We start from the raw sequence: 23,651 nt of genomic DNA on the forward strand, positions 1-23,651 counted from the left end.
AAACCCGGACGTTTTGAACCTGAACCCAAAAGGAGATTGTCATGTTAAAAATTGCATTTATTGCCCATGATCGCAAAAAAGAAGAAATGGTCAACTTCGTGACAGCTTATGAACCTGTATTTACTGACCACCAATTGTACTCCACTGGAACGACAGGGCTTCGTATAATGGAAGGAACATCTCTACAGATTCACCGATTTGAATCCGGCCCTCTTGGCGGAGATCAACAGATTGGTGCGCTGGTTGCGCAGAATGAAATGGATCTTATTATTTTCTTGCGTGATCCATTGATGGCTCAGCCACATGAACCCGATATTAACGCACTTCTTCGTTTATGTGATGTTCAGGGTATTCCTCTCGCAACCAACATTGCAACAGCCGAGATTCTTGTGAAAGCATTGGATCGTGGTGATTTTGCATGGAGAGAGCTTGTTCACAAATATAAACCAGAGGCTGGCATTGAACAGGGTGATACGCAATGAGTTTAGACATACTCATTTTCGGTGCTCACGCGGATGATGCGGAAATTGGTATGGGTGGAACCATTGCCAAACACACGGCAGCCGGATTAAAGGTTGGCGTGTGTGATTTAACCCGAGCTGAGATGTCATCGAACGGTACGGTGGAGCGCAGAGCCGAGGAAGCGGAGGAAGCCTCCCGCGTCCTCGGTCTTTCGTGTCGGTCAAATCTGGGACTGCCCGATCGGGGCTTGTACATAACGCCAGAGCACATTCAAGCGGTAACGGCTGAGATTCGTCGTCACGCCCCTCGTGTGGTATTTGCTCCATATTGGGAGGATCGCCATCCGGATCATGTGATGTGTAGCAAAATTGTGCAGGAAGCGATATTTAATGCAAAGCTACGAAATTACATGCCAGAATTGCCAGCTGTGCAAGTGAAGGAATGTTATTTTTACTTCATTAACGATATTGGTCGAGCGGATTTGATTGTGGATATTTCGGAACACTATGAACAAAAGGAAAATTCATTACTGTGTTATCGTTCACAGTTTGAGATGGGGGTAGGCACCGTTTCCACTCCACTGAATCAAGGTTACATAGAGCGAGTAAGAGCTAGGGATTCCTTGTTAGGTCAGCGTAGTCTCATCCCTTTTGCTGAAGGTTTCGCCACTTTAACACCTTATGTCGTTCGTCAGTTTGGTTCAGCAGATCAATAAAAGACGGTGAACCTTTTTATCATAGATGATGAATGATGATTCGTTTTCCGTTGCATTACATTAACCTGCATGTGCGGGGGATCAAAGGAGCGTCCATTGGATGGATCAAAAATTAAAGATTGGCATCACCTGTTATCCGTCCCTAGGAGGATCTGGCGTTGTCGCAACGGAGCTAGGCAAATTGCTTGCCGAACAGGGGCATCAGGTTCACTTTATTGCCAACAGTATCCCGTTTAGGTTGGGTACGTTTCAGAAAAATATTTTCTATCATGAGGTAGAGGTTAATGACTATTATGTGTTCCGTTATCCGCCTTATGATCTGTCCCTAGCGACTAAGATGGCACAAGTAGCTAAGGCGCAGCAACTTGATTTGCTTCATGTACATTATGCGGTTCCACATGCGGTATGTGCTTTCTTGGCTAAGCAGATGGTAGGGGATGACTTGAAAGTGGTCACAACGCTTCACGGTACAGATATCACAGTGCTTGCACAGGATGAATCATTGAAGGATCTCATCCGTCTGGCAATTAATGAAAGTGATGCAGTAACTGCTGTATCTCGTGATTTGATCCGTGAAACGGTGGAATTGTTGGATATTCAACGTCCAATCGACCTCACTTATAATTTTATAGATAAGCGAATTTATTATCCACGTGATGCGGCGAGCTTACGACGAGATTTTGCAGCACCGGATGAGAAGATATTAATGCACATTTCCAACTTCCGTCCTGTGAAGAGAACGCAGGACGTGGTAGAGGTGTTTCGGCAGGTGCAGGAGCAAGTTCCTGCTCGATTATTGTTTGTGGGTGAAGGACCGGATCTGCCCAAAATTCAATGGAAGATTAATGAGATGGGCTTGAGTGATCGTGTGCATTTTCTAGGTAAACAGGATGACATCGCACAAGTAATCTCCATGGCTGATGTTCTGATGCTACCATCGGAGAAGGAAAGCTTTGGCCTCGTTGCGCTTGAAGCAATGGCTTGTGGTGTTCCAACGATTGGTTCACAGGCTGGCGGTATTCCTGAACTGGTGTTACACGGCAAAACAGGATTCTTGTCTCCGATCGGAGATACTCAGTCCATGGCGGAGAATGCAATTCGTTTGTTAACCGACGATCGTCTGGCTGCTGAATTCAGAGAAGCTTGTTTACATCGGGCACATCATGATTTCTGCAATGATTCGATTCGTCATGAATATGAAGAAATTTATTACCGTGTGCTGGGACGTGAAGTTCCGAGTCTTAAGCCGGTATGTGGATGATACAATCCTGACTGCGTAAGAGCATATGGAAGTGCTCAGCGAAGTGCAGGACAGTAATGAGGTGAGTACAGTGGTTCAATGGCTACAGGTGGATCAAGAGATGGCACGACAAAGTGAACGTGTGATTCGTACGTTGAACGAGCATGGTTATGAAGCTTATTGGGTGGGCGGTTGTGTACGTGATGAGCTTCTAGGACGAAGAGTGGATGATATGGATATCACGTCCTCGGCTTCTCCTGAGCAAGTGATGCAGTTATTCGAAGATTGTATCCCAACTGGTCTGCAGCATGGTACGGTGACCGTTCGCTCTGGTGGCTATTATTTCGAAGTGACTACGTTCCGTACAGAGTCGGAATATAAGGATAATCGAAGACCCTCAGCCGTACACTTTGTGAAGGATATCAAAGAGGATTTGCAACGTCGCGATTTCACCATGAATGCTCTTGCAATGGACTCAGCCGGAAATATCGTTGATCCTTTTGGAGGCCAAGGTGACATTCAGGAGGAGCGAGTTCGATGTGTGGGAGAAGCCAAGGCGCGCTTTGGCGAAGATGCACTACGAATCCTTCGCTGTGTGCGTTTTGCATCGGTTTTCCACTTCAGCATTGCCTATAACACGTGGAAGGGACTTCTCCTTCAGAGAGATCTGTTGAAGCATATCGCAATGGAACGAGTGCGTACCGAGATGGTCAAAATGATGGCAGGATCACATCCCCTCACAGGTATGGAGCTTCTGCTTCGCAGTCGGATCTTGGAAGAAGTCAAAGCCCCTGTCGATGCAGACCGGTTTAATAGAACACTTCTGTTGAACCTGGAGCAACTCAAGGGTGAGCATGTCATGCTCCGTTGGGCATTACTTCTCCTGGCAGGGAACTATTCGAAGGATGAAGCGGATGTGCTATTACGTCAATGGACATTCTCCAACGAGGAACGTACCCGTATGACTGGAGTTCTCCAGGTGGAAGCAATGAATAGAAGCCTAGTGCAGGAGAATCAATCTGAAGAGGCGCTACGAGCGGAGTGGATCCAAACGGTACTGGTATGTGGTAGCCGTGCCACGCAAGATTGGCTGACCATTCAAAGCATTCTTCCACCGGCTTGGAGAGAACTACCCATGGCCATGGAAGATCAATTCAACTATATACAAGCTCACGCTTCAGCGTGGAGCCACTCGATGCAGGTACAGGAAATTAAGGATCTAGATATTACCGGTGAGGCAATTCTAGGTTTACTTGGTCGCAAAGGTGGGCCTTGGTTAGGACAGTTGATGAAACATCTGCTGAGAGAAACTGCGATTGGAAATATTGCAAATCAGTCTGAAGCGCTGAGTGCAGAAGTGAAGCGGGTGGGAGCCATTGACCAAGCATGAAGAACTGCTACATATGTTACTGAAGGCTGATGGACAGTTTGTATCTGGGGAAGAGATTAGCAAACATCTACTCATCAGCAGAACGGCTGTGTGGAAGCATGTGAATAAGCTACGTGATCTTGGCTATGAGTTTGAAGCGGTCTCTCGAAAAGGATATCGGCTTCTTACGAAGCCCGATGGCATTGACGAAGCAGGGCTTCAGTTGGCACTGCAAACGAAGGTGTTTGGACGTAAAGCTGTCATCTTGCAGTCGACGTCCTCTACCCAGGCAGATGTGCAACAGCTCGCAGATGAAGGTGTCAGCGAGGGGGCTGTTGTACTTGCAGAGGAACAAACCAGTGGACGAGGCCGTTATGGTCGCAGCTGGTATTCACCTCCAGGTAAAGGCATATGGATGAGCATCCTGCTTCGTCCCCAGCAGCCTCTTCGTAATACACCGCAACTAACATTGTTAACGGGACTTGCCGTTTGTCGTGCTATCCGTTCGTTTACAGGTGTGGATGCTGGGATAAAATGGCCGAATGATGTACTGGTTAATGGACGTAAAATATGTGGAATTCTAATGGAGTCAGCTCTAGAAGACCATGAACTCAGATATTGTATTGCAGGAATCGGAGTAGATGTTAACTTTGACAAACAAGATTACCCAGAAGAACTGTCTGCAATAGCAACATCTCTCCAAATAGAAACAGGCAATTCAGTTGACCGAACTTTGCTGACAGCAGCCATTTTAACAGAGCTAGAGCAATTATATGATATGTATCAAAAGCAAGGCTTTAATGTGATTGCTGCGTTGTGGGAAGCTTTATCGGTCTCGCTTCATCGTGATATCAAGGTATCTAACGCTCAGGGCGTTGTTGAAGGGATGGCCATGGGAATTGACTCCTCAGGTGCACTCATTGTACAGAAGAAGGATGGGGAACGAATTACAGTATTCTCTGGCGAAATTTCGTTAATGAACTAGAGAATTGTCGAATTTCCAACATTAAAATGAACATAAGACGTGAAGTTTAAGCCGAACTTTGGTATACTGTGTGTGTGAGGCGATATCGGCTAAATGTAGACCGAATTGCACTCCGCACAACAGTATGCCTTATTGGCTTGAGTCGAACAGTATTAGAGGTTGTTCAATAGTTCGCGTTTGAATACGTGATTTTGAACGGTAAACAGCAAATGATTGATGTTGAAGTGAGATGTTGGATTCTGCTCTGAGCCGAAGAGGACCGAGACAGAAGGGACGATCGCAAGTGACTCTTTTTTGACTTTTCGGGACTTTTTAGTGGAAAACTAAAAGGTTTTTTTGTTGTGTTTACATTGAAAAGGGGAAAGGAGCCATGACCAAATGGCAAACAAACAAGCATTAAATATTGTAAAAATGAAAAAATATAAGCAGGATGGCGTTCCGCTGAGCATGATTACAGCCTACGATTATCCAACCGCACAACTTGCTGAGGAAGCAGGCATTGACCTTATTCTGGTTGGCGATTCACTTGGTAATGTCGTGCTCGGATATAACTCAACACTCCCTGTAACGATTGACGATATGGTGTATCACACACGCTCTGTTGTTCGCGGGGCAGAGAATACCTTTATCGTTGCAGATATGCCTTTTATGACGTACCACGGTAGCACTGATGAGACCCTTAAGGGTGTACGTCGCTTGATGCAGGAAGGGCATGCTCATGCTGTCAAAATGGAGGGCGGAATCGAGATCGCTGATACCGTAAAAGCGGTAGTTCAAGCAGGTGTGCCTGTTCTGGGGCATATCGGTCTAACCCCTCAATCGGTCAATCAGATCGGTGGTTATCGTATTCAGGGCAAAGATGCGGCAGATGCGAAACGTCTGATGGACGAAGCTAAGGCGCTTGAAGCGGCTGGTGCGTTCGGTATTGTTTTGGAATTGGTAACGGAAGAAGTGGCAAGAGCGATCTCGGAAGAACTATCCATTCCTACGATTGGAATTGGAGCGGGTCGTGGCTGTGATGGTCAAGTATTGGTATTCCATGATGTGGTGCAATACGCCTCACCCTATACACCCAAACGGTTTGTCAAAACTTATGGAGATGTGGGCGAATTGATTCGTAACAGCATCAGTGCTTACGTGAAGGAAGTCAAAGACCGTTCATTCCCAGCACAAGAGCATGTATTCACAGCAGCAGATGGCGTGTTAGATCAATTATACGGACATCGCAAAGAAAAGGTGGCGAACAACGGATGAAAGTAATCCGCACAATAACTGAGGTCAGACAGGAAATTAGCAGATTACGTCAGAGTATGGGTACGAGTGAAGCCGTGGTTGGTTTTGTACCTACTATGGGTTATCTCCATGAAGGACATGCAAGCCTGATGAGAGCAGCGAAGGAACAGAGCGATATCGTCGTACTGAGTATCTTTGTGAACCCAATTCAGTTTGGGCCCAATGAAGACTTTGACAGCTATCCTCGTGATGAAGCTAGAGATGTGGAGACAGCAAGATTGCAAGGGGTGGATATTGTATTTATTCCCTCTGTGAACGAGATGTATCCAGAACCTACACAGACAACAGTGTCTGTTTCCCAATTAACGGATCGTTTGTGCGGAGCTTCCCGCCCAGGGCACTTTGATGGGGTCACAACAGTGGTATCCAAGTTATTTAATATCGTACAACCACAGCGTGCATTTTTTGGCATGAAGGATGCGCAGCAGGTGGCGGTCATTCAGCAGATGGTCAATGATCTGAACATGGCTGTGGAGATCGTACCTTGCCCAATCGTGCGTGAAAGCGATGGTCTGGCTCTAAGCTCGAGGAATGTCTATCTAAGCGCAGAACAGCGTGAGCAGGCACTCGTACTGTCTCAGGCACTACGATCAGCTCAGGAGACTATAGATACAAGTCCTTCAGTAACTGCGGAGGACATCCGCGTAATGTTGCGTAGGGTGATTCAAGCCTCACCTCTGGCGGTCATTGATTATGCCGAAATTCAAGCTTTTCCAAGTTTACAACCTTTAGCTGACCATGAAAAAGTATACGGACGTGAGGATGTTTTAATTGCCCTCGCAGTTAAATTTGGCAAAACCAGATTGATCGATAATATTAAATTGCACAAATCGGAGGTGCTGTCTCATGTTTAGAACATTGATGAAATCCAAAATTCACCGCGCTACCGTCACAGAAGCCAATTTGAATTATGTGGGTAGTATAACCATTGACGAGGATTTGATGGAAACATCCGATTTGATGGAAAATGAAAAAGTCCAAATTGTAAATAATAACAATGGAGCACGCTTAGAAACGTACGTCATTCCTGGCCCGCGTGGCAGCGGAGTGATCTGTCTCAATGGAGCGGCTGCCCGGTTGGTTCAGCCTGGTGATAACGTTATTATTATTTCATATGCGATGATGTCTCAGGAGGAGGCTAATACGCACAAACCAACCGTTGTTTTTGTGGATGAGCATAACAAGCCCGTTCAAACCTCAAAACAAGAGATCCACGCAACGATTATGTAATCGACTGGTAAGGGGAATGAAATCGGTGCATCAAGCAAAAAATGAGTACAGGTCACTGCACTAATTCATTTTTTCAAGGGTGGGGATGCATCGATGTTCCAGCATGTTTTCGCAGAAATGAACGACATGTTAGATGAAATTATCAAGCGCTACCCTTCCGCTGAAGGCCTGAACAAACAGGAATTGCTGCAAAAGTGGAACTTGCTCAAGCGGATGAGTGACGGCATGATTGATGAGTGGCTGATGTTTGAAGAGAAAATGAGTCAGGTGCGTGAACAGGAGCTGGTCAAACCTGCTTCCCTTGAACCGGAACAGGAAGCCGTTACGGCACTGCCTGAACTTCATTTGGAATGCTTTAGCCGAGGTCAAGGCTATTTCAAATTGCAAATGTACCCGCAAGCCATTACCCAATTTTCACGGATTGTAGCCGACTATCCAGATAGTGCATTGACTCGTTATTATCTGGCGCTTGCTCATCTCAATTTGGAACAGAACACAGAGGCATTAACACACTTACATCGAATCTTGCGACTTAAAGGATCACCGCGTCTGAAGGGGCTGGTCTGTAATGCCCTTGGATGTATTGAAGCCAAGCTTGCCAATCCACAAGGAGCATGCTCATTGTTTGCCCAGGCGCTTCAGCATGACCCAACGTTGACCGAACCACTGTATAATATGGAAGCTTGCAGGCAAAATAAAGGACAATTGCAATTTGGAATTGGTTAACTGCATTGTGAATAGAAATGGAGTAGCCAGCATGAAGACGGTGTTTCTTCCTCAGGAAAATACGGAGGAGGCACCGCCTTTTTTTGTCAGTTAATTTTCAAACGTCCTTTTTTTTGCTATGCTGTAACATAGACTGGAATGGAAGGGATCGTACATTGCAATGAAATTTGCCGTATTGGATTTCGAAACAACCGGCACGCAGTCCGACGGTGAAATTATACAGGCCGGACTTGCCATCATAGATCATGACTACAGCATTTCTCAAATATATAGTTCTTATGTAAATCCGGGTGTACCGATTCCCCCGTTTATTACGGGGTTAACCGGTATAACCGAGGAAGATGTTGCGAACGCTCCATCATTGGAAGAGATGATGATGGAGATGGTTCCACTGTTGAACGATGTCGTTCTGGTTGGTCATAACGTTGCATTTGATTTTCATTTTCTTCAAAATGCACTGGATCGTTGTGGATACTTGCCATTCACAGGACGAATTTTGGATACCATTGATTTTCTCAAAATCTCATTTCCTTCACTCAGCTCCTATCAATTAGGATATGTATCGGCTGAATTCGGATTTGTGCACGACCGTCCTCATCAGGCGGACAGCGACGCGTTAGCTACCGCGCATGTACTACTGAAATGCTTGGATGAGCTGCGGGAACTGCCCCTTATTACGATTCAGCGGTTGTCTGACTTGTTTGCACCAGAGGATAGTGACTTTGGTTGGTATCTGGATGGCATGCGAAGTGAGAGGGAAGCTGAACCCATTCAGGATCTGGATGGACACACCTATTACCGCCAATTAGCGCTTAATGTGAGTGATTGGATGGATATTGGTGCTCCTCGCAATGAGCTGGAGGGTAATCCGCTGGATGGTGTCAGCTTTGATCAGTTCATGGATCAGGTTCGAAGCAATCTCAGAGATACGTTAGATCATTATGAGGAACGTGAAGCACAGACTCAAATGTTCAGTAGTGTTAGGCAGGCTCTTGATGAAGAGAAGCATTTGCTTATTGAAGCGGGTACCGGAACAGGTAAGTCTCTGGGCTATCTGTTGCCAGCCATTTATGAAAGTGTGAAGCAAGAACAGAAAGTGATGGTGAGCACACACACCATTAACCTGCAGGAGCAGCTCAGAGAACGGGATATACCGATGCTGACGGAAGTTGTACCGTTTCCGTTCAAAGCCGCTGTATTTAAAGGGCGGGGGCATTATTTGTGCCTGCGCAAATTTGAGCACAAAATCAACAAACGTGAATTTGCTACACCCAAAGAGGACTATTTCACCGCAGCACAGATGATTGTTTGGCTTGCACAGACAGAGACAGGTGACGATGAGGAATTGAACCTGAGTGCGCGTGGTGGGGACTTCTGGGAGACGGTGCAGAGCGAATCTGAGTCCTGTCTTGGACGATCTTGTCCTTGGTTCCGCAAATGTTTCTATCACCGGGCGAAGCATGAAGCAGGATTGTCAGATATCGTAATCACGAATCATTCCAAATTGTTTACCGATGTAAAAGCAAGCCATCAGCTTCTTCCTGCATATGAAAGTCTTGTTATTGATGAGGCTCATCATCTGGAGGACGTAGCGGGTAAGCATTTAGGCTTGCATATGAAATATTTCACGATGGTTCATACGCTTACACGTCTGTTTAAAGATAGCCGTAATGGTCAGTTGCCTATGCTTCGATCCCAGCTATCGAATCACGAAAAATCAGTACAGTGGGGCTCAGCTATTGATCAGATGTTCCCGCTTGCTGTTGAAGTCAAGGACATGTGGGACAGATTAAGTGAGTCTTTATTCAATCTTCTTCCTGAGCGCAGTGATGCTTCTCCAGGGGAGACGGGTCAATTCTCTCTTCGATTGAAGCCGTCAATGAAACCGGATAAGTGGAAGGCGCTACAAGAGGATGAGAATCAAATATACGTAACGTTGGGTGACTTGATTCGCAAGGGCGATAAGCTGTTACTTGAGGTGAAGGAAGAACAAGATGATTATCAATCCGATAGTTTGATTACGGATATTACAGGTCTTCTGAAGGATCTTGCCTTACTCAAAGAAAATCTACGCTTCTTCATGCGAATGGATGATGCCAACACGGTATATTGGATGGAAGCAAGTGGACAATTCCGTAGCAAATCGCTACAGCTCTATGCGGTTCCTGTAGATGTCAGCGCACAACTGAAGGAATTGTTTTTTGACAAAAAGAAAAGCGTTGTTCTGACATCCGCTACCCTTTCTGTAGATAAGTCATTCCAATTTATGATTGAGCAACTAGGCTTGCAGGAAGCAGCAGACCATAACCGCCTACTTACGTCCTTGCTACCGTCCCCGTTCCGTTATCGGGATCAGGCACTGCTTGTCATTCCGCGTGACTTCCCAAGTGTAAAAGGCAGCGTAGGGGATGCACACTTTGTTGATATGTTGGTGCATTCATTAGCCGAAACCGCCATTGCCACTCGTGGACGGATGATGGTACTCTTCACGTCGTATCGGATGCTGAGACAGGTGTATGACCCACTGAAAGAGGCGTTGGCAGGTAACGATATCTCTCTGCTCGGTCAAGGGGTGGATAGTGGTAGTCGTTCTAAGCTTACACGCCGCTTCCAAGACGCAAAGGCTACTGTGCTTTTGGGTACGAGCAGCTTCTGGGAAGGCGTGGACATTCCGGGGGATGCACTCACTTGTCTGGCTATTGTTAGATTGCCGTTCCAGCCGCCTAATCATCCACTTCTGGAAGCGAAAAGCGAGCTGTTGCAACAACAGAAGAAAAATCCATTTATGAAGTTATCTGTGCCACAGGCTGTTATTCGTTTCAAGCAAGGCTTCGGAAGACTTGTACGCACAGCGAAGGACAGAGGCATCGTTATTGTATACGATACACGGGTTATCGAAGCATATTATGGGAAGTATTTCTTATATTCATTACCAGGTCCCAAAATGGAGCATATGCTCACCGAACAGATGGTTCCACGAATTCGTGAGTGGTTAGACCAAACCTACTGAAGAAGCATCGGAATAGTGCTATACGCACAAGCATTGCACCATGAATGCAATTAGTTGTAAAATTTATTAGATTCAATCATTGAGGCATCCTGTCCAGGTAAAACGTGAATTATTGGGATGCAGGGTGCCTCCTATTTAATCTATCTACAGGGTCACATTGGTAAAGGGGAGTAAACGAATGAAATCAGATAAAATATCAGAAGCTGTAGTGCGGCGTTTGCCAGTTTACTTGCGTTATTTGAGTGAATTGAGTCAACGCGAGGTTACTACGGTTTCTTCTCAAGAACTAGGACTGCGCTTGGATCTTAATCCAGCTCAGATTCGGAAGGATCTAGCCTACTTTGGTGATTTTGGTCGCAAAGGCATTGGTTACGACGTTTCCTACTTGATTGAGAAGATTCGTCATATTTTGAAGATCGACCAGCAAATCAACGTGGCATTGGTTGGTGCGGGTAACCTTGGACACGCCTTGTCCAATTACAATGCATATTTAAAAGACAACATGAAGATTGTTGCCGTGTTTGATGCTTACGGTCCCAAAATCGGTACTCAAATTAATAGCCTGAAAGTACAACCGATGAATGAATTATCAGAGTCTGTCCAAAAGGATAATATTCGAATCGGCATTATTACAGTTCCAGATACAGAAGCTCAAAATGTAGCTGATCAACTGGTTGAATCGGGTATCGAGGCTATACTTAATTTTGCACCAACGATTTTGAAAACGCCGCCGCATATTCGCATCCATCATGCTGATTTTACGACGGATCTGCTCAGCCTTGCTTATTACCTGGAGAATGGAAAGGACGACGAGGAAGATGACAACAAATAAATGGGTTATTCATAACGGCAAATTTGCCGTAAACAGTGGTCTGGACTGGAAAGTCGTTCAAGGCTACATGGTTGTGGAAAATGATAAGATTGTGCATATTGGTGAGACGTTGCCGGAAGGGGACGAAAGTCTGCCTAAAGTGGATGGAAAAGGACTTTTTTTCCTACCGGGTCTGATCAATACGCATGGTCACGCAGCTATGTCTTTACTTAGAGGACATGGTGATGATCTAGCTCTGCAAGTATGGCTGCAAGAGAAAATGTGGCCTATGGAAGCAAAAATGACAGCTGAAGATGTGTACTGGGGATCATCCCTATCCGTGTTAGAGATGCTTAAAGGTGGGACTACGGCTTTCCTCGATATGTATGATCATATGGATCAAGTGGCTAAAGTGGTAGAACAATCCGGGATTCGTGCTTCCCTGGCTCGCGGTGTTATTGGCCTGTGTTCAGAAGAAGAGCAGATGCGTAAGCTGGAAGAGTCGGCTGCATTTGCCCGTGAATGGCATGGACAAGCGGATGGCCGCATCACCACAGTAATCTCTCCACACGCTCCGTATACTTGTCCGCCGGATTACATAGAGAAGCTTGTACAAGTTGCACATGACTTGAATTTGCCTCTGCATACACACATGTCAGAGACGATCCGAGAAGTGGAGCAAAATGTAACGGATTATGGACTTCGTCCTGTAGCTCATTTGGAAAAACTGGGATTCTTCTCCCGTCCTTCCCTTGTCGCTCATGCCGTACATCTGAATGATGAGGAAATTGAAATTTTGGCTCGAAATCATGTCGCAGTCTCCCATAATCCAGGTAGTAACTTGAAGCTTGCCTCGGGTGTCGCTCGTGTACCGGATCTTCTGAAAGCCGGTGTGATGGTATCCCTAGGAACTGATGGGCCTGCAAGCAACAACAACTTGGATATGTTCGAAGAGATGAGACTGGCAGCACTTATTCATAAAGGGGTATCGGGTGATCCAACGGCTGTACCAGCTGGAGAAGCTCTTTTGTTAGGAACAGCTTATGGCGCTAAGTCTATTTTCTTAGATGACACGGGTCTATTAGAAGTAGGGATGAAGGCAGATTTTATCGCTCTCAACATTGAGCAGGCTCATTTCTATCCGCACACCGATCTAATCTCACATTCTATCTATTCGGCTTCAGCGAAAGACGTGGAGCATGTGTGGGTGGATGGTAAACAAGTAGTTAAACATGGCGAATGTCTCACGATGGACGAAGAGCGCATCTTGCGTGAATCTCAATTGGCATTTGATGGTCTGCTTGCTCGTTAATCATGCAGCGTCTTAGAGGAAAGGAAGTTCGGCTTTTGAAGAGAAAAAAGAAGTGGATCTGGATATCGTTGCTGGTTCTGGTTCTGCTCCTGTTTGGACTTCAACGTTATTATGTCTATGTCACTCAGGATCAGCGCAATGAAGAAGCTATGGCTATTGAAGCTGCACAGCAGCAAGATATTACATTCACTCAAGACATGCGAAAGTATGTCTGGGGCGGTAAAGAGGGCGCAGACAACATCTATTGGACCTTTGTCGGTAAAAATAAGGACAACCAGGATGTTCTCGTATGGGTGAAATTCGATAATACAAACAAACCGGTAACAGGCTCTAATGCAGTGCACAGCGAACTGATTCAGAATGGCATGTCTGAAACCCAGATTCGCAATCGCTTTAGCTCGGAGGTACCAGGTGGAGAAATTAAGCGCATTATGCCTGGTGTCGTGAATGGAATCTATGTATGGCAAGTATATTACAATGATGATACACACAATTATTATCGTTTCTATCGGTTTAGCAATGGGGAGCAGGTAGATTTAGTCTACACATTACCAAACAGCTAGGCTAGAGTAGGAAGCATGCTTACTCAAAAGTTATGAATGGAGTCAAAATCGTTTCGCAAAATAAAACACCAAAGCACTGGCAGGCAAGTTTATACTGCTCAGGAGCTTTGGTGTTTTATTGTTTCTATTTGGATTTGAATAGTTAAAATTAATAATTTATTCATATTTTAGCCTTCGAAATTGTATATACGATGTGATATACTCAGATATGTATTCAACATTACATGATGAATAAACAAATAAATCCTGTTAAGTACGTCACAGGACTTCGGTTACAAAATCTATTCATGCCTACAGACTATAGGATAGGCCAAATTTGGGAGGGAAACTCATTTGAAGCTAAAAGTATTACCGATTGCTTTAACTGCCGTCATTTCTGCCGTCCTGTTGTTTGGAGGTTGGTTTGTGTATCGCCAAGTGGCCATGCAGAATCCGATTCAAAAAATCGTTACCCAGTATGATGGAGTAAATGATGTTCAATTAACTATTAACCGCAATAGTGTGCAATTGAAACTTGATCTTGAACCAGACGTTGATTTGGGCAGATTAGTTCAATATATTCATAAAGAAGGACAGACCCTGATCGGCAATCGCGCTCTGCAACTTGATGTTGTTGATCATTCGAACGAAGCATTGGAAAACTGGTGGGGCGATGCGATGTTTACTGTAGCTCAAGCGATGGAAAACAAACAATATACTGAAATTACACCGACCTTATCTAAGATGGCTACGAATGGAATTAAAGTAAATACCGCAATGGATGATAACAACGTATACGTCAGTCTACGTGATGGAGATGCGAGCAAGTTTATTATTCTACCACGTGTGCCAGGACAGATAGGAGTGTGGCCAAATGCCTAAGTGGACTAAAGAAATTTTAATTGGATTTGTACCTGTGCTAATTATCTTTCTTGCTTTTGTGGGTGTAAATATCGTTCCAATTCTGATTGCTGTATTGCTGGTCGGAGGATTGCTGTTCATGATGCAGATGCGTGGTGGCATTACCGTTGGAGCAAGTCAAGAACGTAAACGGAAGAAAAAAGGACCGTCTAAGCTGACATTTGAAGAAATTGGTGGTCAGGACAGTGCCAAGCAGGAGCTGCGAGAAGCGCTAGATTTTCTTATTCGCCATGAAGAAATTCAAAAATTCGGGATTCGCCCGCTGAAAGGTATTTTGCTCACAGGGCCTCCGGGAACAGGTAAAACTTTGATGGCCAAAGCAGCAGCTCATTACACAAATTCCGTGTTTGTCGCTGCATCAGGAAGTGAATTTGTGGAAATGTACGTCGGTGTCGGTGCAGGTAGAATTCGTGATTTGTTCCGTGACGCAAGAACACGTGCAACGAAGGAAAATAAAGAAAATGCCATTATCTTTATCGATGAAATTGATGTCATTGGTGGTAAGCGTGAAGGTGGACAACAACGCGAATACGATCAGACGTTGAATCAACTACTGACTGAAATGGACGGGATCTATTCATCGGAAACACCTCGTATCCTTGTAATTGCTGCGACGAACCGTAAAGAGATGCTGGACAGTGCTCTGACTCGCCCAGGACGTTTTGACCGTCATATTCAGGTGGATATGCCTGATAAGAAGGGGAGAAAGCACATCTTGGAGCTACACGCGGTCAATAAGCCTCTCATGACAGATGTGAGCCTTGAGAAGACGGCAGAAGAGTCTTATGGGTTCTCCGGTGCACAATTGGAAAGTGTCATGAATGAAGCCGCGATCTACGCCATGAGAGAAAAGCTTGCTAGCATTGAACAGCGTCATCTGTCCATGGCAATTGACAAAGTAATGATGGGTGAGAAGACCGATCGTGAATCGACAGAGGAAGAAAAGAAACGGGTAGCTATTCACGAGTTGGGACATGCCATTATGGCAGAGTTAGTTCGACCGGGTAGTGTTAGTCAGGTAGCACTCAGTCCACGTGGACAGGCTCTCGGGTATGTGCGTCATAATCCACAGCAAGAACATTATTTATATACCAAACGATTCTTGGAAGAGCAGATTATGATTGCCCTTGGTGGTGCGGCTGCAGAGGAAATGTATTACGGTGGTCGTAGTACGGGATCGCGCAATGACTTTGAACAGGCGACAAATGTTGTACAGACCATGATGGCTTCTGGCCTGACATCACTCGGTATTGTAAATATGGATATGGTGACTACCGAAGAGTTGATGAGAGAGAACAAAGTCATTTTGCAGGAGCTTATGAATCAGACGAAACGACTGCTTGAAGAGCAACGGACAATTTTCGACAATTCTCTAGATACCTTGATGAGAGAAGAAGTGTTGTCTGGGGAGCAATTTCGTTGTCAATTTCGTGACAGCGCCCTTTTACCGGCATAATTTATTTATGTCGGTTATTTTTTTTTACATTTCAGTCGTGCTAAGATATTATTATATGTTGGGTCGAAATTTGTAATTTTCGGCGAACAGGGTACAATAGAGAAATAGAGAACCGAAAGGATGGAACAGAACCATGTTTTTTAAAAAAATAGGAGTTGTCGGCGGCGGTACGATGGGGCAAGGTATTTCCCAAATGCTCGCAGCCAAAGGACTTGATGTGCTTCTGGTGGAGCATACAACGGAGAAGCTTGATTATGCTTATAACATGATTGAGACCAACTTGGATAAACAACTAGAGAAATGGGCAATTACAAAGGCAGAGAAAAAACTGATCCTCTCCCGTATCAACAAAGTTGCACATTTGGCAGAGCTGGGTTCTTGCGATATGGTCATTGAGACGATTTCGGAAGATCTGGAAGCTAAAAAAGCAGTGTTTAGCCAACTGGATCAAGTTTGCCCAAGTAATGTTATTCTTGCAAGTAATACATCCACGCTGAGTTTGACCGAGCTTGCAAGCTCGACCAAGTACCCAGAGCGTGTTATTGGTATGCACTTTATTCACCCGGTATCCCGGGTTGATCTTGTTGAAATTATTCGTGGCTTGAAGACGTCTGATTCCACATTTGATGAGACTAGACGTTTCGTTGAAGAAGTAGTAGATAAAAAAGGCGTTATGATTTATGAATCCCCAGGATTCGTTACATCCCGTTTGATCTGCCTTCTGATCAATGAAGCACTTCATGTATTGCAAGAAGGTGTTGCTTCTGCTGAGGACATTGATGACGCAATGCGTATCGGATACAACTTCCAGCATGGCCCACTTGAGATGGCTGACCGTTTCGGACTTGATTCCGTTGAAGCAGCACTCGAAAGAATGTTCCGTGAATTCGGGGAATTGAAATATCGTCCTTCGACTGTCCTGAAGAAAATGGTACGTGCAGGACACCTGGGTGTCAAAGCGGGCGAAGGATTCTTCAAGTACGACAAGGATGGTGACAGACTGTGAAAGTATTAGTAATCAACGCGGGGAGCTCCTCGCTTAAATATCAATTGTATAATATGACAGATGAGTCCGTACTCGCAAAAGGTCTTGTAGAGCGGATCGGAATGGACTCCTCCATTCTCACGCACAAACCAACTGGTCGCGAAGACGTGACAGAAGTTAGCGAGATTCTGGAGCATACTACTGCAATTCGTAAAGTTATCGACATGCTGACAGACAAAGAACACGGCGTATTAGGTTCCGTAGATGAAATTCAAGCTGTCGGACACCGTGTTGTTCATGGTGGTGAAGCATTTAAAGAATCCGCATTGGTTGATGATGCAGCCAAAGCTGAAATTCGCCGTTTATTCGACCTGGCGCCGCTTCATAATCCAGCAGCAATGATGGGTATTCGTGCGGCTGAATTGAATATGCCGGGCGTTCCTCAAGTTATGGTCTTTGATACAGCATTCCATCAAACGATGCCTGAGAAAGCTTATCTGTATGCTATTCCACGTGTCCTTTACAAAAAATACAAAGTTCGTCGCTACGGAGCGCACGGTACTTCCCATGATTATGTAAGTAAAGCAGCAGCAGAATATCTGGATCGTCCTTTGGAAGACCTGAAAATCATCACTTGTCACGTAGGTAACGGTGGTAGTGTAACAGCCGTTAAAGGTGGTCTTTCTGTAGACACTTCTATGGGTATGACTCCGCTCGAAGGATTGATGATGGGAACACGTAGTGGTGACCTCGATCCAGCGATTGTACCTTACGTAATGAACAAGGAAGAACTGAGCGTAAGCGAAGTAAACTCCATGTTGAACAAGCACAGTGGCTTGCTGGCGATCTCTGGAATCAGCAGCGACATGCGGGAGATTACAGAAGGTATGGAGAATGGCGATGCTAACTCCACACTGGCTTTCGAGATGTACGAATACCGTCTGCGTAAATACATTGGTTCATATGCTGCAGCAATGAACGGTGTAGACGTAATCGTCTTTACAGCAGGTGTAGGTGAAAACTCCGTTGTTCTGCGCCAAAAAGTATGTGAGCAGCTCACGTACCTGGGTGTTGAACTGGATGAAGCTTTGAATGCGATCCGTTCTGGTGAACCACGTCGCATCACAACGAGCAATTCCAAAGTCGATGTTCTTGTTGTGCCAACGAACGAAGAATTGGTGATTGCAAGAGATACACACCGAATCGTATTGAATTCTCAGTAATCTAATTGTAAAGTGAATATAGCATGACAAGGGAGTGCAGGGGACAGGCCTAAGCCTGCCCGCTGCATTTTCAAATTCAGCTAATAAGGGAGAGATATGGGCATGAGCACGGAGTGTGTAATTCGTAACGTGAATGAACATGTAGGCGAAACCGTAAAGATCGGCGCCTGGATTAACAACAAACGTTCCAGCGGCAAAATTCAATTTTTGCAACTGCGTGATGGAACCGGATATATTCAAGGGGTTGTCGTAAAAAGTGAAGTTAGCGAAGACATCTGGAATGCAGCGAAGAGTCTGACCCAAGAGAGTTCGCTATATGTTACAGGTATTATTCGTGAGGAGCCTCGCAGCAATTCCGGCTATGAGATGACAGTTACCAATGTTGAAATTATTCATCTCACAGAGAACTATCCTATTACGCCTAAAGAGCACGGCGTTGACTTCTTGATGGATCATCGTCATTTATGGCTGCGTTCGACTAAACAACGTGCTGTTATGGTGATTCGTGCAGAGATTATTCGCGCTGTTCAACAGTTTTTTGATGGTAACGGATTCACACAGGTTGATCCACCAATTCTGACACCATCCTCTGCAGAAGGTACTACCAATCTGTTCCACATTAAGTATTTTGACGAAGATGCATATCTGACACAAAGTGGACAGTTATACATGGAAGCAGCAGCGATGGCGCTTGGCAAGGTGTATTCCTTCGGTCCTACGTTCCGCGCAGAGAAATCCAAAACTCGTCGTCACTTGATTGAATTCTGGATGATCGAGCCGGAAATGGCGTTTGTAGATCATGAAGAGAGCTTGCGAGTTCAAGAGAAGTTTATTGCTCATGTTGTACAATCCGTGGTGAAGAACTGCCGTGCAGAGCTCGAATCGATTGGACGCGATGTCAGCAAACTTGAAGGTATTGTCGCACCATTCCCACGCATCACGTATGATGAGGCAATTGAGTTCTTGAATGGACAAGGCTTCGATATCCCTTGGGGAGAAGACTTTGGTGCTCCACACGAAACAGCAATTGCTGAAAAGTATGATACACCAGTCTTTATCACACACTACCCAGCAGGTATCAAAGCATTCTACATGAAGCCTGACCCGAATCGCCCTGAAGTTGTCCTCTGTGCAGATATGATTGCGCCAGAAGGTTACGGAGAGATCATCGGAGGCTCGCAACGGATTGATGATCCAGAACTGATGAAACAGCGCTTTGATGAGCACCAGCTTTCAGATGAAGCATATCAATGGTACTTGGATTTGCGTAAATACGGATCGGTACCTCACTCTGGTTTTGGTCTGGGATTGGAGCGGACGGTAGCTTGGATCTGTGGACTGGATCATGTACGTGAAACGATTGCATTCCCACGTATGCTCTATCGTTTGTATCCTTAATGTTTAACCGCGAGTCTATGGAAGACACCGGCTCCAAAGCATGGATCAATGGAGCAGCTTATGGGATGACATCAGGAACAGCGCAACTTCCTTATGCGTTATTACGCTATTATCATCAGCTAGGTCTAGCCGATGCAGAGGTTCTCTTGCTCATTCAACTCCTAGGGTTTCAACAGGCAGAGTTCAATGAGTTCCCTACATTGGAAGAGCTCGCTGGTCGTATGGGACTTGCCCCTGAAGGCATTGCCAGGATGCTACAGCGCTTGATGAGGGATGGATATGTTGCCATTGATGAACACCGGGATGAGGAACGGGATATTCAGTACGAACGCTATGACTTGCACGGGTTGTTTGCACGATTAGCAACTTGTATAGCTGAGGATGTTGCCATTGCCCAGAAACAACGGATGGAACATAACGCACGTTCGAATTCGAACAGTGTTCAAATAGAAGAGGAAGAGCGTAATATGTTTTCCATCTTCGAAAAAGAATTCGGACGTCCACTTTCACCCATGGAATGTGAAACGATCTCCAGTTGGTTGGATCAGGATCGTTATCAAGAAGAATTGATTCTGATGGCGCTGAAAGAGGCTGTATTTGCAGGCAAAGTACATTTCCGATACATTGATCGAATCTTGCTTGAATGGAGCCGTAATCGAGTGAAGACGGTTCAGGACGCCAAAGCGTATACGCAACGTTTTCGCAGTGGTGGTCGTTAATTTAAGATGTAGACGTATTTCTATTCAGACAATCAGGCAGGCCAGAGGATATTCTGCGCCTGTCTTTTTCATGTGATATGATTCAGGATGAAAATCCGCTTTTCAGGCGAAAGACACCAAGTTATTAAAAAAATGAAATAATATGCAGGGGCAGAGCGAAGCTCTGTCGTCTAATGTAGTGGAGAGGAGGGGAGAGTTATTGATGAAGCGCACATAATTGAACGAATCCGTGAAGGAGACACATCTCAGGTTCGCTTGTTGATCGACAAGTACAGCCAGCATGTATATCACGTGGCTTACTCGGTATTACGAAACGATCAGGAAGCTCAGGATGCAGCTCAGGAAGCGTTCATACAGATGTACAAATCTCTCCCTGATTACCGATCCGAAGGCTTCAAGACATGGCTAACCCGCATTGCATTTCACAAAGCAATTGATGCCAAACGTAAGCTTGGCAGACGAAGCAGTGAAGATCTCGGTGGAGAAGAGAGAATTCACCACATACCAGGACGAGAAGAAGATGTCCTTACAAGGCTTATTCGGGAAGAACGTAAGGACGCTCTACGGGCGCGAATTAGCCAGTTGCCTGCTCAGCATCGTGATATTATCACGGCATATTATTTAAAAGAGAAAAACTATGAGCAAATTGCCCACGATGCCCAAGTAGCTGTGAAAACAGTAGAATCCCGATTATATCGTGCTCGGCAGTGGATTCGAAATCATTGGAAGGAGGATGAGTGGCGTGAATAAATCAGGTGTATATACCGTTCAGGAATGGTCCGATTATATAGAAGGTCGAATACCTCCCAGCCAGTCGCTATTTATGGAACAAGCACTTATGGAGAACCCAGACGAAATGCACAATTATGTAGAAGCTCTCGTTGTTCATGGAGAATTACCTTCCTTGAATGATCCAACGGGCTTTGCCGATTCGATCATGCATCAGATTAATCAAATGCAACCGTCCAATGTCCGGCCACTCTCACGTTCACATCGCTACCGCTGGGTTGAACATAAAGTGTTTCATTACGCTGTGGCAGCCTGCTTGACGCTAATTTTCCTCTCCTCGGGAGTGTTTGACAGGGTAGCTCCTTATCATCTGCAGGATGGTGAGCATGGCGGATCATTTACGGAGAAATGGACGGAGGCAGCCACGTCGTGGCTGGATAACTTCAAACCGAAACCATAAATTAGTTCGAATTGCCTGAAAAGAAAGGATGACGTTTGTGCAATCAGATCGCAATAAATTACTCGCATTTTTACTAAATTTGATCCCTGGGCTTGGGTTCCTATACTGGAGAAAACCTATTCGGGCAGTAGTCTACCCGCTACTCTTTTTTGGAACACTTGTCGGTTTCTTCATGTTGGGGATTGTATTATCGGAACAGGATTTGGTGATCATTGGTGCTCTGGCATCCGTATTCTTCTGGGGGATCAGCATGCTAGATATGATTATCGTGCTGTTAAGATCGACAAGCTATCGGGAAGAACAATTTAAAGGGTATAGGGCACCTTACGGCCGAGTAGATGATTCTTATCATGACCGCATGATGAATTCGATGGAGCCGAACGAGAGCCATGTAGAGCACACATATGAAGGATATGATCGTCCTGAAGGGGCGTACGGTAGTCCTATGTACCGCAAAGGCACCGAGGGTGAGCGATTCTTCACAATCCTTCTTTCATTTATTCCAGGGCTTGGACATCTTCACATGGGGCTGTTGCACCGAGGGTTATCTTTCTTAATTGCTTTCTTTGGCTCCTTTGCAATGATGGTTTTTGTTGCATCTATTACGAACGAAGAGAACTTCTTGATGTTCCTGCTCATTCTACCTGTCATTTGGGTATACTGCATGTTTGATGCGGTACAGCATATTCATCGCAAGCAAGCAGGTGAAGTGTTAGAAGACCGCACATTGTTTGAAGAGTTGGAAATGGGTAGAGTGAATGGACGACGTAGCAGAATGCTTGCAACGCTGTTGTCGGCGTTTCCTGGCGCGGGGCATCTCTATTTGGGTTTACAAAAAAGAGGTATGCAGCTCATGTTTTTGTTCTTGGGCAGTATCTACATCCTAGATTTACTTCGTTTATCCGTATTTTTGTTTATGATTCCACTCATCTGGTTCTATAGCTTCTTTGACGGTCTTCAATGCTCAAGCCGGTACGGACGGGAACCGTTGGAGGATCAACCTATCTTGAAGGATTGGGCGCGTCATCAACGTCTGATTGGATTCGGAATTGCAGCGCTAGGCTTATACTATTTAGCGATTCGCCTTATTATTCCGCAACTCAGTGAGATGTTCCCGAACATATTCTTGACGTACGAAATTCGATCCTATCTGAATACGATGATTGTCTCGCTATTGCTTATTGTTGGAGGATTGAAGCTGCTTTTTGGGAAGCAACGTCCGATCAAAAGTGGCAATGGCAAAAATCCAGACGATGAACTGGACAGTCTATTCTTGTTCAAAGATCGTGAAGACCGATCCTAAATCAAAAACACGCCATAGTTCCTCATTGGAACATTGGCGTGTTTTATGTTTTTGGTACTTATTTGATTTGATTCGGTGCTATATCGTTTTGAACTCTATCAAATAATTACGATGTAGCTCCTTTAAGCAATAGCTGACGATACATGACTTCGAACAAAAATTCAAAGGCCTCCAGATGTCTTTTGGCTTCAAAAGCATCCTTACCCCACGCATAAATACCGTGATTACGTAGCAAGATACCTGGTACTTTGGCATCAAGCACACCTGGAACCAACTCAGCAATTGAAGGAATATCAGCAAAGTTAGGCAGAATCGGTACACGAATCTCCGCATTTTCTTCCCAGATATTGAATGCTTTGATCAATTCGATTCCTTGGATTGGCACTTGGCCAGCATCTCCGAAGAACTCGCTAATTAGATTGTTAAACACGGTATGTACGTGGAATACCGCCCCGCAACCTGTTAAGCGGTAGATTTCGCAGTGGATTAGCGTTTCTGCACTAGGCTTCAGATTTGTTGTTTCAATCGCTTTACCGTGTTTGTCCACGAACAGGAAATCTTCTGGCGTGCGCAGAGATTTATCTTTGCCGGAAGCTGTTACTGCAAAATAAAACTGTTCCGGATCAAACTCACCAACACTCATCGACAAGTTTCCACTTGTACCAGGGAACCAGTTACGGCTGGCAAACAGTGCTTTAACATCCGCTAGTTCTTCGAGAACTTGACGTTTATGTTCCAAAGTAATTTTCTCAAACCCCATCT

At 45.1% G+C, this 23,651-nt stretch carries 23 protein-coding genes; 22 read left to right on the plus strand and 1 reads right to left on the minus strand.

All coding sequences use genetic code 11. From position 1 onward, the window contains the following. Positions 1–41 precede the first annotated feature (41 nt). From mgsA to M3636_RS04730, 22 genes are all read left to right on the plus strand, one after another. Positions 42–482, plus strand: a complete 441-nt coding sequence (gene mgsA / locus M3636_RS04625) for a methylglyoxal synthase (RefSeq protein ID WP_251381387.1) — start codon at positions 42–44, stop codon at positions 480–482. After that, entirely contained in the window at positions 479–1,177 is a 699-nt protein-coding gene (gene bshB1 / locus M3636_RS04630; RefSeq protein WP_251381388.1) for a bacillithiol biosynthesis deacetylase BshB1, read from the plus strand. Before mgsA ends, bshB1 begins: the two co-directional genes overlap by 4 nt. A gap of 100 nt (positions 1,178–1,277) precedes the next feature. Further along, the gene (gene bshA, locus M3636_RS04635) at positions 1,278–2,438 is read left to right on the plus strand and encodes an N-acetyl-alpha-D-glucosaminyl L-malate synthase BshA (RefSeq protein ID WP_251381389.1); all 1,161 of its coding nucleotides are present in this window, start codon (positions 1,278–1,280) and stop codon (positions 2,436–2,438) included. A 61-nt stretch (positions 2,439–2,499) separates the two neighbouring features. Beyond that, entirely contained in the window at positions 2,500–3,807 is a 1,308-nt protein-coding gene (locus tag M3636_RS04640) for a CCA tRNA nucleotidyltransferase (protein ID WP_353056264.1), read from the plus strand. Then, on the plus strand, positions 3,794–4,771 hold the full coding sequence (locus tag M3636_RS04645; RefSeq protein WP_251381390.1) for a biotin--[acetyl-CoA-carboxylase] ligase: 978 nt from the start codon (positions 3,794–3,796) through the stop codon (positions 4,769–4,771). The genes M3636_RS04640 and M3636_RS04645 overlap by 14 nt, the downstream gene beginning before the upstream one ends. 378 nt (positions 4,772–5,149) lie before the next feature. Continuing rightward, a complete protein-coding gene (panB, locus tag M3636_RS04650) occupies positions 5,150–6,025 on the plus strand; it encodes a 3-methyl-2-oxobutanoate hydroxymethyltransferase (protein WP_128102525.1) in 876 nt (291 codons plus the stop codon). Then, the gene (gene panC, locus M3636_RS04655; RefSeq protein ID WP_251381391.1) at positions 6,022–6,918 is read left to right on the plus strand and encodes a pantoate--beta-alanine ligase; all 897 of its coding nucleotides are present in this window, start codon (positions 6,022–6,024) and stop codon (positions 6,916–6,918) included. The genes panB and panC overlap by 4 nt, the downstream gene beginning before the upstream one ends. Beyond that, positions 6,911–7,294 (plus strand): aspartate 1-decarboxylase, encoded by a 384-nt coding sequence (gene panD, locus M3636_RS04660; protein WP_145408867.1) that lies wholly within the window; start codon positions 6,911–6,913, stop codon positions 7,292–7,294. The genes panC and panD overlap by 8 nt, the downstream gene beginning before the upstream one ends. 93 nt (positions 7,295–7,387) lie before the next feature. Continuing rightward, positions 7,388–8,020 carry a tetratricopeptide repeat protein gene (locus M3636_RS04665; RefSeq protein ID WP_251381392.1) on the plus strand — a complete coding sequence of 211 codons (633 nt, stop codon included), beginning with the start codon at positions 7,388–7,390 and terminating at the stop codon, positions 8,018–8,020. Positions 8,021–8,180: 160 nt separating this feature from the next. Next, on the plus strand, positions 8,181–11,030 hold the full coding sequence (gene dinG / locus M3636_RS04670; RefSeq protein ID WP_251381393.1) for an ATP-dependent DNA helicase DinG: 2,850 nt from the start codon (positions 8,181–8,183) through the stop codon (positions 11,028–11,030). A 178-nt stretch (positions 11,031–11,208) separates the two neighbouring features. Continuing rightward, entirely contained in the window at positions 11,209–11,862 is a 654-nt protein-coding gene (locus M3636_RS04675; protein ID WP_251381394.1) for a redox-sensing transcriptional repressor Rex, read from the plus strand. Then, positions 11,849–13,153: an amidohydrolase gene (locus M3636_RS04680; RefSeq protein WP_251381395.1), complete on the plus strand. Its 1,305-nt coding sequence runs from the start codon at positions 11,849–11,851 to the stop codon at positions 13,151–13,153. The genes M3636_RS04675 and M3636_RS04680 overlap by 14 nt, the downstream gene beginning before the upstream one ends. Positions 13,154–13,188: 35 nt before the next feature. Further along, positions 13,189–13,716: a hypothetical protein gene (locus M3636_RS04685; RefSeq protein WP_251381396.1), complete on the plus strand. Its 528-nt coding sequence runs from the start codon at positions 13,189–13,191 to the stop codon at positions 13,714–13,716. Between the two features lie 333 nt (positions 13,717–14,049). Further along, positions 14,050–14,577: a hypothetical protein gene (locus M3636_RS04690; protein WP_251381397.1), complete on the plus strand. Its 528-nt coding sequence runs from the start codon at positions 14,050–14,052 to the stop codon at positions 14,575–14,577. Further along, the gene (locus M3636_RS04695; protein ID WP_251381398.1) at positions 14,570–16,072 is read left to right on the plus strand and encodes an AAA family ATPase; all 1,503 of its coding nucleotides are present in this window, start codon (positions 14,570–14,572) and stop codon (positions 16,070–16,072) included. Before M3636_RS04690 ends, M3636_RS04695 begins: the two co-directional genes overlap by 8 nt. Before the next feature lie 133 nt (positions 16,073–16,205). Beyond that, complete coding sequence (locus M3636_RS04700; RefSeq protein ID WP_145047441.1) at positions 16,206–17,078, plus strand: 3-hydroxyacyl-CoA dehydrogenase family protein; 873 nt, start codon at positions 16,206–16,208, stop codon at positions 17,076–17,078. Continuing rightward, positions 17,075–18,280, plus strand: a complete 1,206-nt coding sequence (locus tag M3636_RS04705) for an acetate kinase (protein WP_251381399.1) — start codon at positions 17,075–17,077, stop codon at positions 18,278–18,280. Before M3636_RS04700 ends, M3636_RS04705 begins: the two co-directional genes overlap by 4 nt. Positions 18,281–18,382: 102 nt before the next feature. Next, positions 18,383–19,678, plus strand: coding sequence for an asparagine--tRNA ligase (gene asnS / locus M3636_RS04710; protein WP_128102515.1), 1,296 nt, complete (start codon positions 18,383–18,385; stop codon positions 19,676–19,678). A 17-nt stretch (positions 19,679–19,695) separates the two neighbouring features. Next, entirely contained in the window at positions 19,696–20,397 is a 702-nt protein-coding gene (locus tag M3636_RS04715) for a DnaD domain-containing protein (RefSeq protein ID WP_251381400.1), read from the plus strand. 258 nt (positions 20,398–20,655) lie between these two features. After that, positions 20,656–21,147, plus strand: a complete 492-nt coding sequence (locus M3636_RS04720) for an RNA polymerase sigma factor (RefSeq protein ID WP_251381401.1) — start codon at positions 20,656–20,658, stop codon at positions 21,145–21,147. Then, entirely contained in the window at positions 21,140–21,586 is a 447-nt protein-coding gene (locus M3636_RS04725) for a hypothetical protein (RefSeq protein ID WP_251381402.1), read from the plus strand. The genes M3636_RS04720 and M3636_RS04725 overlap by 8 nt, the downstream gene beginning before the upstream one ends. A 37-nt stretch (positions 21,587–21,623) precedes the next feature. Further along, complete coding sequence (locus M3636_RS04730; RefSeq protein ID WP_251381403.1) at positions 21,624–22,889, plus strand: DUF6677 family protein; 1,266 nt, start codon at positions 21,624–21,626, stop codon at positions 22,887–22,889. 106 nt (positions 22,890–22,995) lie between these two features. On the opposite strand, the gene M3636_RS04735 is transcribed toward M3636_RS04730, so the two are convergent. Next, positions 22,996–23,649, minus strand: a complete 654-nt coding sequence (locus M3636_RS04735) for a methylthioribulose 1-phosphate dehydratase (protein ID WP_251381404.1) — start codon at positions 23,647–23,649, stop codon at positions 22,996–22,998. Between the last annotated feature and the right edge of the window lie 2 nt (positions 23,650–23,651).

Source organism: Paenibacillus sp. MER 99-2 (assembly GCF_023714095.1).
Taxonomy (GTDB): Bacteria; Bacillota; Bacilli; order Paenibacillales; family Paenibacillaceae; genus Paenibacillus.

Coding starts and splice junctions, on each gene's coding strand:
- M3636_RS04735 (WP_251381404.1), bottom strand. CDS start 23,649: ATGGGGTTTGAGAAAATTACTTTGGAACATAAACGTCAAGTTCTCGAA.
- panD (WP_145408867.1), top strand. CDS start 6,911: ATGTTTAGAACATTGATGAAATCCAAAATTCACCGCGCTACCGTCACA.
- M3636_RS04680 (WP_251381395.1), top strand. CDS start 11,849: ATGACAACAAATAAATGGGTTATTCATAACGGCAAATTTGCCGTAAAC.
- M3636_RS04695 (WP_251381398.1), top strand. CDS start 14,570: ATGCCTAAGTGGACTAAAGAAATTTTAATTGGATTTGTACCTGTGCTA.
- M3636_RS04665 (WP_251381392.1), top strand. CDS start 7,388: ATGTTCCAGCATGTTTTCGCAGAAATGAACGACATGTTAGATGAAATT.
- M3636_RS04700 (WP_145047441.1), top strand. CDS start 16,206: ATGTTTTTTAAAAAAATAGGAGTTGTCGGCGGCGGTACGATGGGGCAA.
- mgsA (WP_251381387.1), top strand. CDS start 42: ATGTTAAAAATTGCATTTATTGCCCATGATCGCAAAAAAGAAGAAATG.
- panB (WP_128102525.1), top strand. CDS start 5,150: ATGGCAAACAAACAAGCATTAAATATTGTAAAAATGAAAAAATATAAG.
- M3636_RS04675 (WP_251381394.1), top strand. CDS start 11,209: ATGAAATCAGATAAAATATCAGAAGCTGTAGTGCGGCGTTTGCCAGTT.
- bshB1 (WP_251381388.1), top strand. CDS start 479: ATGAGTTTAGACATACTCATTTTCGGTGCTCACGCGGATGATGCGGAA.
- bshA (WP_251381389.1), top strand. CDS start 1,278: ATGGATCAAAAATTAAAGATTGGCATCACCTGTTATCCGTCCCTAGGA.
- dinG (WP_251381393.1), top strand. CDS start 8,181: ATGAAATTTGCCGTATTGGATTTCGAAACAACCGGCACGCAGTCCGAC.
- panC (WP_251381391.1), top strand. CDS start 6,022: ATGAAAGTAATCCGCACAATAACTGAGGTCAGACAGGAAATTAGCAGA.
- asnS (WP_128102515.1), top strand. CDS start 18,383: ATGAGCACGGAGTGTGTAATTCGTAACGTGAATGAACATGTAGGCGAA.
- M3636_RS04715 (WP_251381400.1), top strand. CDS start 19,696: ATGGAAGACACCGGCTCCAAAGCATGGATCAATGGAGCAGCTTATGGG.